9 protein-coding genes and 1 pseudogene are annotated in these 12,778 nt (G+C 70.7%); 7 read left to right on the forward strand and 3 right to left on the reverse strand.

Annotation, left to right across the window (positions count from 1 at the left end; all coding sequences use genetic code 11):
* From ITP53_RS48305 to ITP53_RS48315, 3 genes and pseudogenes are all read left to right on the forward strand, one after another.
* A pseudogene (locus tag ITP53_RS48305) lies at positions 1-284 on the forward strand (hypothetical protein); the annotation flags it as partial.
* Positions 285-493: 209 nt separating this feature from the next.
* Positions 494-1,105 carry a vWA domain-containing protein gene (locus ITP53_RS48310; RefSeq protein ID WP_195902218.1) on the forward strand — a complete coding sequence of 204 codons (612 nt, stop codon included), beginning with the start codon at positions 494-496 and terminating at the stop codon, positions 1,103-1,105.
* A gap of 159 nt (positions 1,106-1,264) precedes the next feature.
* Entirely contained in the window at positions 1,265-2,656 is a 1,392-nt protein-coding gene (locus ITP53_RS48315) for a glycoside hydrolase family 16 protein (RefSeq protein WP_195902219.1), read from the forward strand.
* Positions 2,657-3,986: 1,330 nt separating this feature from the next.
* Here ITP53_RS48315 and ITP53_RS60760 read toward each other — a convergent pair.
* A complete protein-coding gene (locus tag ITP53_RS60760; RefSeq protein ID WP_195902220.1) occupies positions 3,987-6,335 on the reverse strand; it encodes a GH1 family beta-glucosidase in 2,349 nt (782 codons plus the stop codon).
* Between the two features lie 83 nt (positions 6,336-6,418).
* Between ITP53_RS60760 and ITP53_RS48325 the strand changes: the two genes are divergently transcribed.
* The 3 genes from ITP53_RS48325 (at position 6,419) to rocD (ending at position 9,043) form a co-directional block, all read left to right on the forward strand.
* Positions 6,419-6,904, forward strand: a complete 486-nt coding sequence (locus ITP53_RS48325; RefSeq protein WP_195902221.1) for an Lrp/AsnC family transcriptional regulator — start codon at positions 6,419-6,421, stop codon at positions 6,902-6,904.
* 124 nt (positions 6,905-7,028) lie between these two features.
* Positions 7,029-7,826, forward strand: a complete 798-nt coding sequence (gene ddaH / locus ITP53_RS48330; protein WP_195902222.1) for a dimethylargininase — start codon at positions 7,029-7,031, stop codon at positions 7,824-7,826.
* Between the two features lie 2 nt (positions 7,827-7,828).
* The gene (gene rocD, locus ITP53_RS48335; RefSeq protein ID WP_195902223.1) at positions 7,829-9,043 is read left to right on the forward strand and encodes an ornithine--oxo-acid transaminase; all 1,215 of its coding nucleotides are present in this window, start codon (positions 7,829-7,831) and stop codon (positions 9,041-9,043) included.
* A gap of 83 nt (positions 9,044-9,126) precedes the next feature.
* On the opposite strand, the gene ITP53_RS48340 is transcribed toward rocD, so the two are convergent.
* Positions 9,127-9,636 (reverse strand): class I SAM-dependent methyltransferase, encoded by a 510-nt coding sequence (locus ITP53_RS48340; RefSeq protein ID WP_195902224.1) that lies wholly within the window; start codon positions 9,634-9,636, stop codon positions 9,127-9,129.
* Between the two features lie 5 nt (positions 9,637-9,641).
* Complete coding sequence (locus ITP53_RS48345) at positions 9,642-11,189, reverse strand: alkaline phosphatase D family protein (RefSeq protein WP_207757486.1); 1,548 nt, start codon at positions 11,187-11,189, stop codon at positions 9,642-9,644.
* A 213-nt stretch (positions 11,190-11,402) separates the two neighbouring features.
* On the opposite strand from ITP53_RS48345, the gene ITP53_RS48350 reads away from it, so the two are divergent.
* A complete protein-coding gene (locus tag ITP53_RS48350) occupies positions 11,403-12,680 on the forward strand; it encodes a Glu/Leu/Phe/Val family dehydrogenase (RefSeq protein WP_195902225.1) in 1,278 nt (425 codons plus the stop codon).
* The last annotated feature ends 98 nt before the right edge of the window (positions 12,681-12,778 follow it).

Genomic DNA, 12,778 nt, shown 5'->3' on the forward strand with positions numbered 1-12,778 from the left:
ACACCCCACCCGACGAAGACACCCGACCCGGCTACGACGACACCGGGCCCGGCCAGGACGCCCCGCCGTCCGACGGCACCCGGCCCGGCCAGGATTCCCCACCACCCGAAGACGCCCCACCGGGTCAGGACTCCTCACCGTCCGACACCCCACCCAGCCAGGACTCCTCACCGTCCGACGACACTCGACCCCGCCAGGACGCGCTGGCCGACGACGCGGAACGGGCCGGCTCGGAGGTTTCTGGCCGGCGGGACGGTCGGGAGCGCGAGCGGGAGGGGGAGTGATGGTGGAGGAGACGGGCGGCGGGGCCAGTGCGCGGCGGCGCGCGGGATCCTCACGGACGCTGTGGAAGGCCCGGACGCCATGGAGGGCACGGAGGCCGTGGAAGGTGGGTGGGGCGCGGCGGCTCGTGGCGGTTCTGGCGGGGCTTTCGCTCGTGGCCGGGGGCGTTGCCGCGTGTGGGACCGAGGCGCGTGGCCTGTGTGGGGTGATCGTGGATTCCACCAGCTACGCCGACCCCGCCACCTCCAGGAACGACGTCACCTCCAAGCTGCCAGCCTTCGCCCAGGGATGTGACTGGATCGGGTTCGCGGCGGTGACGGGAAGCGCGGAGAGCAGCACGTGCCGCCAGGACCCGGTGGCCATCGCCGCCACCCGGGCGGAGAACCCCAACGACAACCCCGTGGTCGAGGAGCGCGTCAGGGCGCACCGCAGCACGGAGGTGGTGCCGCGGGCGGTCAAGCTGTTCGACTGCCCGGCGGAGGGTGAGGGGTCGGACGTGCTCGGCGCGCTCCGCTACGTGGTCAAGCAGCTCAGCGCCCAGCGGCAACCGGACAAGGCGCACCAGATCATGGTGTTCAGCGACCTCATCAACAACCGGGGCGACCTGAACATCAACCAGCTCGACCTGAGCGAGGCCGCCCGCGAGCAGAAGATCAAGGAGTTGCGGGACGCACGGCTCCTGCCCGACCTGACCGGGTACGTGGTGGTCGTCCATGGGTTCCTGCGCGAGAAGACATCGAGCCCGGATCGGTTCCCGCTGCTCGAAGGGTTCTGGAGGGAGGCGTTCGAGGCGGCGGGCGCGACCAGCGTGGACCTGCTGTAGCGACCCCTGATCCGAGAGCGCTCTCCCACCTCGATGCCGGTCGTTTCACCATGACACCTGGACGGGCGTGCGGAATATTGACATGAGGTAAGGGCTGTGTTCACATCGCTGAGAGAGCGCTCTCTTGAAGGCCCGCCCCAGCACCCCCTCGGAGCGACGATGACAACAGCAATCAGGTACAGACGCCGCCTGACGGCGGTGGCCGTGGTGCTCATCGCACTCGCCGGCCTGCTCGTCAAAGCGGCCGTCGGCGCCTCCGCCTCCGTACCGACCACACCGTCGGGCTGGTCGCTCGTCTGGTCGGACGACTTCAACGGCTCGGCGAACACCCTCCCCTCCTCGGCCAACTGGATCATCGACACAGGACACGGGTACCCCGGCGGACCGGGCAACTGGGGCACCGGTGAGATCCAGAACTACACCTCAAGCACCTCCAACCTCAGCCTGGACGGCGCCGGCAACCTGCGCATCACGCCCCTGCGCAGCGGCTCCGGCGAGTGGACCTCGGCCCGCATCGAGAGCAGGCGGGCCGACTTCAAGCCGGCCGACGGGCGCATCCTGCGCATCGAGGGCCGCATCCAGATGCCGAACGTCACCGGCAACGCCGCACTCGGCTACTGGCCGGCGTTCTGGGCGCTCGGGGCGCCGTACCGGGGGAACTACTGGAACTGGCCGGGCATCGGCGAGTTCGACATCATGGAGAACGTCAACGGCATCAACTCCGTCTGGGCCGTGCTCCACTGCGGCGTCTCCCCTGGCGGGCCCTGCAACGAGACCAACGGCCTCGGCGCCAGCCGGGCCTGCCCCGGCTCGGCGTGCCAGTCGGCCTACCACACCTACCGCTTCGAGTGGGACCGCGGCGTGAGCCCCAACCAGCTCCGCTGGTACGTCGACGGCCAGCAGTTCCACAGCGTCAGCCAGTCGCAGTTCGACTCCGGGACCTGGGCCAACATGACCGGGCACGCGGGTTACTTCCTGCTGCTCAACGTGGCGATGGGCGGCGGGTTCCCCAACGGCGTCGCGGGCTTCGGTACCCCCACCGGGGACACCGTGCCTGGCAGGCCCATGATGGTGGACTACGTCGCGGTCTGGCAGAGCGGCACGAGCGACCCGGGCCCGACCAACCCGCCGGGCGGCGTCGACGCCCGCTCCACCATCCAGGCCGAGCGCTACCAGGCCCAGTCGGGCACCATGGTCGAGACGACCACCGACACGGGCGGCGGCCAGAACGTCGGGGGCATCTCCAACGGCGACTGGCTCCGCTTCGACGGGGTGAACTTCGGCTCACAGGCGGCCCGCCAGTTCAGGGCCCGGGTGGCGTCCGGGGCCGGCGCAGGGGTGAGCGGGCTGGTGCAGGTACGCCTCGACAGCCCCACCGCCACGCCCATCGGCGACTTCGCGATCGGCAACACGGGCGGCTGGCAGAGCTGGCGTACGCTGCCGGCCAACATCTCCGGCGTGACCGGCACGCACACGGTCTACCTGACCTTCAGCAGCGGCCAACCGGCCGACTTCGTCAACGTCAACTGGTTCACCTTCGCCACCTCCTGAAGCCCCACCTCGTGAAGCCCTAACTCCTGAAGCCCTTCCGGCCCCGATCGCCCGCCTGGGAGATCGGGGTCGGGAGCGGGTACGGCGGCGCATGACGATGCGCTCGGCCCAGCTCGCGGCCTCCGGGTCGCGCAGTCCCTCCACCACGCCGCCCAGATACGCCGTGGCGAGGCTGTCGAAGCCGCTGTCCAGTTGCCGGATCCGGCTGGCCCGGCGGCGGTCCACGGCCTGGAGGTACTGGGCGACGCTCTCCACGTAGCCGGTGTCACGCTGGTACGCGGCCTGGGCGGCGGCGCAGGCCCGGGACTCGGCGTCGCGTTTGGCGCGCAGCTCCCGGAGACGGCGGTCGTTGGGGTTGTGCATGCGGCGGCCGAGGTCGGCGGCGATGAGGGCGGTGGCGATCAGGAGGGCCAGGAGGAGGATCATGGTGGGTAACTGGCCCACGCCCTCCGACGTGGGACCGATCTCCTGTCCGTCCACGATCAGGGGCCTGACCAGGGCGTCCCTGCGCAGGACGGCGACGGCGACGATGAGGCCGAGCCAGACGAGCGCCACCCCGGCCAGCAGCCAGCGGCCCTTGGCCGAGCTGCCGTGCTCCTGCCAGGACCGGAACGCGCGCCCGTACATGTGGGGTGCGACCAGCATGATGAGGGCGGCGCCCGCGGCGAGGAGCGCGGTCATCGCGACGCTGTCGCCCCAGCTCAGGATGACCTGGTAGAGGATGGGCACCTCGACGATCAGGAGGAGGAGCAGAAGGAGCGCGGCGGGCAGCCAGCGGCGGACGACCGGCCAGCGGCTGCCTGAGACGGCGATGGAGCTGGGCCGGCCGTCTCCGGGACGCCGGCTGGGTTGCTCCAGCTCCGTGACGCGCCGCCGGCTGTCCTCCAGGGCCTCGCGGGCCTCCCCGAACGTGCGCTGCGACTCCGCCAGGCGGATCTTCTGGGCCTCGAACTCGGCTCTGGATCGCTGGATCTCCTGCTCGGTGCGTTCGTCGATCTTGGCCAGCTCCTCCAGGCGTTCGTCCTCGAGCTCGTGGAAGCGGGGGACGCTGCCGGTCTGGAGGGTGAGCGTGTCGATCTGGCCGTCGGCGGCGTGGGCGCGGCCGAGCTCCCGCTCCTCGCGGCGGCGCTGCGCCCAGTCGGGCAGGCGGTAGAGGTCCCCCTCGTACGCGACGGCGGGCGCGATGCGGGTGACCTGCCCGTCAGGCTCGAATGACGCGTCCTGCTTCCGGCGAATGAAGCGCATCTGGCCTCCCACGCGGGGTCCTTGCCTTCGATGCTAAGTCGCCCCGCCGGGAATCCCACGAAATATACGGAAGTGAACGGGGACCTCACGCCGATTCCCTGACCACGAGCCGGGCAGGCAGCACGACGGAGGTGGTGTGGCGGCCCTCCAGGCGCGACAGCAGCAGCCTGGCGAGCGCCAGCGCCTGGTCGGCGACCGGGACGCGGACCGTGGTGAGCTCCGGCGCGGTGGCCGAGGCGGCGTCGACGTCGTCGAAGCCCACGACCGCCAGGTCCTCCGGCACCCTGCGGCCGACCTCCCGCGCCGCCCGCAGCGCCCCGATGGCGAGCTGGTCCGTGGCGGCGAAGACGGCGTCGAGGCCGGGATGGTCGCCGAGGAGCTGGCGGGTCGCCGCCGCGCCGGACGCGCGGGTGAGGTCGGCGACGGCCAGGAGCGGCTGCCGGCCCGCGCGCCGGAGCGCCTCGCGGTGGCCGCTCAGCCGGTCTCGCACGGCGACCAGGTCCATGGGCCCGCACACCATGCCGATGTGCCGCCGCCCCTGAGCCAGGAGGAGCTCGGTGGCGGCAGCGGCCCCGCCGGCGTTGTCCACGTCCACGTACGGCACCAGCGACGCGATCGCCGGCTTGCCGAGCAACACGACCGGCACGCCGGTCCGCGACAGCCGCTCGGCCAGCGTGTCACCCCGGTCGGCGGGCAGCAGCACGACGCCGTCCACGAGCCGCGCCTCCACGTGCTGGACGATGCGCCGGTGGCTCTCGGCGGTGTCGGCGAGCATGAGCGTCATCTGCTTGCCCGCGCCCTCCAGCATGCTCGTGACGTACTGGACGACGGCGGCCGTCAACTGGTCGCCGCCCTGTCTGGGCACAGACAGGACGAGCGCGACCGTGTTCGTGCGCCGCGTGGCCAGGCTGCGGGCGGCGGCGTTGGGTACGTAGCCGAGCTCCGTGACGGCCCGCATCACCGCCGTGCGGACCTCCGGGCTCACCGACGCCTCGCCGTTGACCACGCGCGAGACCGTGGCCCTGGAGACGCGGGCGCGGGCGGCCACGGTCTCCAGGGTGGGCCGCCTGGGCCGGGTCTCGGTCAGCCCGTTGCGGCGGATGACGTCGCGGTACCACAGCGCGCTGTCCTTCGGACGCCGCCGCTGGGTCGCGAAATCGACGTGGACGAGGCCGAACTTACGCTGATATCCGTCCGCCCATTCGAGGTTGTCGAGCAATGTCCAGACGAGATATCCGCGGACGCGGGCGCCGTCCTCGACGGCCGTTCGGAGGGCGCGCAGGTGTTCCTCGATGAAACTGATGCGATCCGGGTCGTGAATCCCGTCCCCGGTCACCACGTCGACGAAATCGGCGCCGTTCTCGGTGACCAGCAGCTCGGTTTCCGGATATTCCTCGGAAAGCCGCCGCAGCACCAGGGAAAGGCCGTTCGGGACGATGGGCCAGCCCATGGCGGTGACGGCGGTGGGGATCGTACAGAAGAGCACGCCCGCGCTTCCGGGAAAGGCCGGGTCGGCGGGCTCGCTGGGCTGGGCCTGAACGACCAGCGGGGTGTAGTAGTTGACGCCGAGCACGTCGATGGGCTCGGAGATGATCTCCAGGTCGCCGTCGTGGACGTGGCCGAGACCGGCGGCGCGCTCGATCACCGGCAGCAGGTCGGCGGGGTACGCGCCGCGCAGGATCGGGTCGAGGAACTGCCGGTTGGCGAGCGCGTCGATCCTGGCGACGGCCTCGGCGTCCTCGGGCGACAGGGCCCGGCCGAGGTCGCTCACCTGGGCGGGGGTCATGACGGGCGAGATGTTCAGCACGGCGCCGGCCTTCGACGCGCCGGCCGCGCGCAGCGCCCGGACGCCGAGCCCGTGCGCGAGCAACATGTGGTGGGCGCTCGTGAACGCCTCGGCCGCGAAGGCCCGGCCGGGCGCGTGACCACCGGAGCCGTAGCCGAGGAACGCCGCCACCCAGGGCTCGTTCACCGTGAACCACGTGTCGACGCGGTCCCCCAGCTTTTCGTGTACGGCGACGGCGTAGTCGGCGAAACGGTGGGCGGTGTCACGGGACGGCCAGCCGCCGGCGTCCTCGAGCGCCTGCGGCAGATCCCAGTGATAAAGCGTCGCGTAGGGCGTGATGCCCGCGGCGAGTAACTCGTCCAGCAGCCGGTCGTAGAAGTCGAGCCCGGCCTGATTCGCCTTTCCCGTGCCCTCGGGGAAAACGCGCGGCCAGCTCACCGAGAACCGGTAGGCGGCCATACCCAGGTCCTTCATCAGCCGCACGTCTTCGGAATAGCGGTGGTAATGGTCACACGCCTCGGCCCGGTCGGCGGAGAAGGTGTCCCAGATGGAGGGACCGCGGCCGTCGGCGGAGGTGGCTCCCTCGATCTGGAACGCCGAGGTCGACACTCCCCAGACGAAGCCCTCGGGGAAGCTGGCGATGCTCATGCTGGCGAAATCCTCCCATGAACGCTGGAACGCCCAGTCTCCCGCGTCGCGCGCCGGCCTGGCCAGGCGGTATACAGGGGCGCGTGGAACTGGATCGGCTCGATCGTGACATCATCGCGGCGCTCGTCGAGGACGCCCGCGCGACCTACGCGGAGATCGGCCACCAGGTGGGGCTGAGCGCGTCGGCGGTGAAGCGGCGGGTCGACAGGCTGCGCGAGGCCGGGGCGATCACCGGGTTCAGCGCGAGGGTGGCGCCGCAGGCGCTCGGCTGGACGACCGAGGCCTACGTCGAGTTGTTCTGCCAGGGGAAGACGAAGCCGTCGGACATCGCGCTGGCCGTGGCCAGGTTCCCCGAAGTGGTGGCGGCGGCCACGATCACGGGTGAGGCGGACGCGCTGCTGCACATCAGGGCGACGGACGTACGCCACGTGGAGCGGGTGATCGAGCGGATCGCGGCGGAGCCGTTCGTGGTGCGGACCAAGAGCGTGATCGTGCTGTCCAGGCTGGTGGACACGCCGCCGGGAGCGGCCCTTCCCGAGGCGCGCAACATATCGCCGGTCGACGACTGAGACACGCAACGGAACGCCGCGAAGACGCAATACGCACCGCTTGGCCTGCGCGAACCTGCGTTCTTAGGCTGTCTCCGTCCCCATATATCGGGACATCCATCCATGGAACTCGACGGAGAGCTGCATGCCCAAACACTTCCTCATGTGCCGTCCCGACTTCTTCGGGGTCGAATACGCCATCAATCCGTGGATGCACCCCGAGGCCGGCGCGGACCGCGACGTGGCGGTCCGGCAGTGGGAGGGGCTGAAGACGGCGTACGAGGAGCTCGGGCACCGGGTCAGCCTGATCGACCCGATCGACGGACTGCCCGACATGGTGTTCGCCGCCAACGGCGCGCTGGTCGTGGACGGCCGCGTCTACGGCGCCCGGTTCGCCTACCCGGAGCGCGGCCCCGAGGGGCCCGCGTACCTGCGCTGGTTCACCGAACGCGGTTACCCGGCGCACGAGGCCCAGTACGTCAACGAGGGCGAGGGCGACTTCCTCACCATGAACGAGGTCATCCTGGCCGGCACGGGCTTCCGCACGGACGTGGCCGCCCATCAGGAGGCGCAGGAGCGCCTGGGCCGCCCGGTGATCTCGCTGACGCTGACCGACCCGCGGTTCTACCACCTCGACACGGCGCTGTGCCCGCTCGACGGCCACAACGTCGCGTACTACCCGGAAGCCTTCTCCCCTGGCAGCAGGACGGTGCTGTGCCGGATGTTCCCCGACGCGGTGCTCGCGACCGCCGAGGACGCCGGGGTGCTCGGCCTGAACGCGGTCAGCGACGGCGTCAACGTGGTCGTCAACGCCGAGGCGTCGAACCTCCAGTTGGAGCTCAAGCGCCGCGGGTACGAGGTGATCCCGGTCGACCTGTCGGAGCTGCGTAAGGCGGGTGGCGGCCCCAAGTGCTGCACACTGGAGATCAGGGGGGAGAACTGATCATGGCCACCAGCGCAGAGCTGATCGAAGTGAGCGAGCGCCGTAGCGCGCACAACTACCACCCGCTGCCCGTCGTGATCCACGAGGCACACGGCGCCTGGGTCACGGACGTCGAGGGCCACCGCTACCTCGACTGCCTGTCCGGCTACTCCTCGCTCAACTTCGGCCACGGCCACCCCAAGATCATCGAAGCCGCCCAGGAGCAGCTCAAGAACCTGACCCTGACCAGCCGGGCGTTCTACCACGACCAGTTCGCCCAGTTCTGCATGGGGCTGGGCGACCTCACGGGCAAGGACATGATCCTGCCCATGAACACCGGCGCCGAGGCCGTCGAGACCGCCATCAAGGTGGCGCGCAAGTGGGGTTACGAGGTCAAGGGCATCGAACCGGACCAGGCGAACATCATCGTGATGGAGGGCAACTTCCACGGCCGCACGACCACGATCGTCAGCTTCTCCACCGACCCGGACGCGCACGACAACTTCGGCCCGTACACGCCGGGCTTCCGGCTCGTGCCGTACGGCTCCGCCGAGGCGATCAGGCGGGCGGTCGACGCGAACACGGTCGCCGTGCTGTTCGAGCCGATCCAGGGCGAGGCGGGGGTGCTGGTGCCGCCGGACGGTTACCTGAGCGACATCCGCGCACTGTGTTCCGCCAAGGGCATCCTGATGATCGCCGACGAGGTGCAGTCGGGGCTGGGGCGGACCGGGAAGACGTTCGCGTGCGACCACGAAGGGGTCGTGCCCGACATCTACGTGCTGGGCAAGGCGCTGGGCGGCGGCGTCGTACCGGTCTCGGCCATCGCGGCCGACCGGGAGGTGCTCGGCGTCATCAAGCCGGGCCAGCACGGGTCCACGTTCGGCGGCAACCCGCTGGCCTGCGCGGTCGGCAACGCGGTCATCGAACTCCTGAACACCGGCCAGTATCAGGCCCGCGCCGCCAAGCTCGGCGAGGTGCTGCACACGCGGCTGCGCGAGCTGATCGGCCATGGGGTCGTGGAGGTGCGCGGGCGCGGCCTGTGGGCGGGCATCGACATCGACCCCGCCGTCGCGACCGGGCGCGAGGTGTCCAAGGCCCTGCTCAAGCGCGGGGTGCTCGCCAAGGACACCCATGGCTCCACGATCCGCCTCGCCCCGCCCATCACCGTTTCCGAGGAGGATCTCGGCTGGGCGATCGATCAGCTCCTCGATGCCGTCTACGAGCTCAAAACCAGATAAGAGCGTTTTCTTTTACGGCGGAGCACGGGAGGGCCCACCCACCGCACATGGCTGGGCCCCCTCCAGGGAAACGCTCCTCCGGTTCACAAGCTGAGCGCGTGCCTGCCGACCCGGTAGGACCCGAGGACCGCCGGCGCGCCGGGGACGGCGGCTGCCCGCTCACGCCAGTTGAACAGCAGCCGCCCGCCCGGCTCCAGCTGCCTGGCCAGCACCCGCCACAACTCGGCCCGCTCGTCCGGGGTGAAGCTCTGCAGCACCGAGATCATCACGATCGCCTCGACCGGCTCGTCCACCTCCACGTCCAGCCCTCCGTACGGCAGGACGGTCACGCGGCGCAGCGCCTCCGGGTCGGACACCAGGCGGGAGAGCAGCACCGAGCGCATGCCCAGCGACGGCTCCACCGCGAAGACCTCGGCCGGCGTCGCGCGCACGATCAGCTCGGTGATCAGGCCGGTGCCCGCGCCGATCTCGATGACGCCGCGGCGCACCCCGCTCAGCAGCGGGGGCAGCAGCTCGCGCACCATGGGCACGTGCCCGTCCTCGTGCCACAGGTCGTAGAACGGCACGGCGACGGCGTGGTCGTCCTCGTGCATGGGATTCAGCGTAGGCGCGCGGAGTCGATCGGCCTGATCGCACCGCCGATGGACTCGTGCCAGGTCACCTCGTCGGGGAAGGTGATCGTGGCCACGGCGTTCTGGAACCACGGGCCCTTGGTGACCCGCCACCTCAGCGGCGGCCGTGGGATGCCGGCCAGCCGCGCCAGCAGGCCGCCCACCAGCGTCGCGATCCTGAACTGGGTGAAGACGTTGGCCCAGCGCAGCAGGCGGCTGAGCGGGTTGCGCATCGGCGAGCAGACGATCTGGTGGATCGGCCCGGACCTGACCTTGGCGAGGTAGGAGTAGTGGACGTCGCCGGAAAGGATCAGCACCGGCTTGCCGAGTCCGATCAGCAGCCGCGCCAGCTCGTCGAACGAGCGCCGGAACGCCGCCCAGTGCTCCAGATCGATGGCCTGCCGGAACTTCTCCGACCACCGCCGCACCCGCGCCCCCCACTTGCCGTCGGCCAGGGCCTCGTTCCAGTTCTGCACGCCGTGCACGCCCTCGGGCAGCAGGAACGGGATCGACGAGCCGATGATCAGCCGCTCCGCCGGGGCGGCGAGCTGCTCCTCCAGCCACGCCCACTCCACCGGGTCGAGCATGCGGCGGTCGCCGGGCGTGAGCTGCCTGGCGCACCTGGTGTCGACCATGATGAGCCGGGCGTGCCCGAGGTCGCGGGCGTAGCTCCAGCGGTTGCTGCTCGGCTCGGCGTCCGCCTTCTCGGCGAAGGCGTCGAGCGCCGCGCCGCCGTCGCCGTTCATCAGCGTGCGCAGCAGCGGGTCGTCCGCCCGCTCGGCCGGTGACAGGTTGCCGAGGTGCTGGTAGACCCAGTACGCCCCCAGCCCCGACACGACCCGGTGCCGCCACCAGGGCGTCGCGTCCATCTCCTCGCGCCACGGCTGCGAGGTGTTCCAGTCGTCGCGCACGTCGTGGTCGTCGAAGATCATCGCGGTCGGCACGGTGGACAGCAACCAGCGGATCTCGGGCTCGGTCCACGCCTGACGGTAGAGCTCGGCGTACTCCTCGAAATCCCCGATCTCGTCCAGCGGCGGCGTGCTCCTGCGCGCACGGATATAGGCCAGCATCTCGGGCGCGGGGTTGTCCGCGTAGACCTGGTCGCCGAGGAGCAGCAGGAGATCCGGCCACTCCTCGTCGCCCGCCTCCGCCAGGTGCTCGCCGTAGGCCCGCAGGACGTCGTCACCGTGCGTACGGACGTACGCGTCGTCGAACGGCACGCTGGTGCGGCACGAGCCGAACGCCAGCCTGCGCGCCCCGTCGGCGGGCAGCAGCCTGATCCGGCTCGGCGGGCGACCCGCCAGGGGCCATACCTGCTCCCCGTCGAGCCTGACGGAATACGAGGCGATATCCTGAGAGAGTTCGACGAGATCCACGATCGCGAAGTGGTGACCGTGCACGGTGAAGGTGGGCGACCGGTAAGTCCTGCCGTCCGCCTCGATGGTGACCGTGCCGGGTTCGGCGGTCTCCACCCAGATCGAGGCGCTTACGGCATCGACGTAACGCAGCATCGGCCCAACCACGAGTGCGGGCATCCCACCCCCCGATTCGACAATTCGTCACACTCTCGTGCGCAAGCCTGCCAGGGTGGCACGGCCACGGCGCCCGAGCAAGCGGCCCGGATTTTTACCAACAAACTCGGCAAGCTCAAACGCCCCGCTGTAGGATGATCAAGACAACGCGCCCAAGGGGTAGGCAATGGCGCTTTCCCCGCAAATAGGGCGTACATAACAGGAGGAATCTCTTCCATGAGCATCATGGTGCCGTCAAAGACGCCGGCCCTGATCACCCCGGGCCGACAGGCCCTCGACTCCGCTCTCCAGCAACTCGACCAGGCGGCCGAGCACCTGGGGCTCAACGACGGGCTCCGTACGCTGCTGGCCACGCCGCGCCGCTCGCTGACCGTCTCGGTCCCCGTGCGGCGTGAGGACGGGCGGCTCGACGTCGTTCAGGGGTTCCGCGTCCAACACAACGTCTCGCGTGGTCCCGCCAAGGGCGGCCTGCGCTACCATCCCGGCACGGACATCCACGAGGTCACCGCGCTCGCGATGTGGATGACCTGGAAGTGCGCACTGGCCGGCATCCCGTACGGCGGCGCCAAAGGCGGCGTGGCCGTGGACCCGGCCGGGCTCACCACCCTGGAGCTGGAGCGGCTCACCCGCCGCTACGTCAACGAGATCCTGCCGCTGATCGGCCCGGAGAAGGACATCCCGGCGCCCGACGTCGGCACGGACGAGCAGACCATGGCCTGGATCATGGACACGTACAGCGTCAACGCCGGCTACTCGGTGCCCGGGGTGGTCACCGGCAAGCCGATGACGCTGGGCGGCTCGCTCGGGCGGACCGGCTCGACCGCGCGCGGCGTGCAGATCACCGCGCTGGCCGCGCTCGGCCGCTCGCCCGCGGGCGTGACCGTGGCGGTCCAGGGCTTCGGCAAGGTGGGCGCGCTCGCCGCGCAATACCTCGCCGACGTGGGTTGCAAGGTGGTGGCGGTGTCCGACGCCACGGGCGCCGTCTACTCAGGCGGCGGCCTCGACATCGCCAGGCTGCGCGGCTGGGCCGCCGAGTCCGGCGGCGTACGCGGCTACCGGCTCGCGGACGCGCTGACCCACGAGGACCTGTTCGAGCTGGACGTGGACGTGCTGGTCCCGGCCGCGCTCGAAGGCGTCATCACCGAGGCCAACGCGGCCAGGATCCGCGCACGCCTGATCGTGGAGGGCGCCAACGGCCCGACCACGCCCGAGGCCGACGAGATCCTCGCCGCCAACGGCACCGCGGTCGTGCCCGACATCCTCGCCAACGCGGGCGGGGTGATCGTGTCCTACCTGGAGTGGGTGCAGAACATGCAGTCCTTCTCGTGGGGCTCCGGCGAGGTCGAGCTCAAGCTGCGCGACCTCATGCTGGGGGCCTTCGCCGAGGTCACGACACTGGCCGCCGAACGCGGCCTGACGCTGCGGCAGGCCGCCCACGTGATCGGCGTGGGCCGGGTCGCGGAGACGCACCGGCTACGCGGCCTCTACCCGTGATCGCCACATAACCCGATCGCCACATAAGCGGCGCGGGACCGGTCAGGGACTCACCTCCCGGACCGGCCCCGCCCCGCGACACGACGGCCTCTCCCCAC

The organism is Nonomuraea cypriaca, assembly GCF_015645445.1.
In the GTDB taxonomy this organism is placed as follows: domain Bacteria; phylum Actinomycetota; class Actinomycetes; order Streptosporangiales; family Streptosporangiaceae; genus Nonomuraea; species Nonomuraea cypriaca.

Bases quoted from the DNA above. Each gene is read 5' to 3' on its own strand.
- rocD (WP_195902223.1), top strand. From the start codon at position 7,829: ATGGCCACCAGCGCAGAGCTGATCGAAGTGAGCGAGCGCCGTAGCGCG.
- ITP53_RS48350 (WP_195902225.1), top strand. From the start codon at position 11,403: ATGAGCATCATGGTGCCGTCAAAGACGCCGGCCCTGATCACCCCGGGC.
- ITP53_RS48345 (WP_207757486.1), bottom strand. From the start codon at position 11,189: ATGCCCGCACTCGTGGTTGGGCCGATGCTGCGTTACGTCGATGCCGTA.
- ITP53_RS60760 (WP_195902220.1), bottom strand. From the start codon at position 6,335: ATGAGCATCGCCAGCTTCCCCGAGGGCTTCGTCTGGGGAGTGTCGACC.
- ITP53_RS48340 (WP_195902224.1), bottom strand. From the start codon at position 9,636: ATGCACGAGGACGACCACGCCGTCGCCGTGCCGTTCTACGACCTGTGG.
- ddaH (WP_195902222.1), top strand. From the start codon at position 7,029: ATGCCCAAACACTTCCTCATGTGCCGTCCCGACTTCTTCGGGGTCGAA.
- ITP53_RS48315 (WP_195902219.1), top strand. From the start codon at position 1,265: ATGACAACAGCAATCAGGTACAGACGCCGCCTGACGGCGGTGGCCGTG.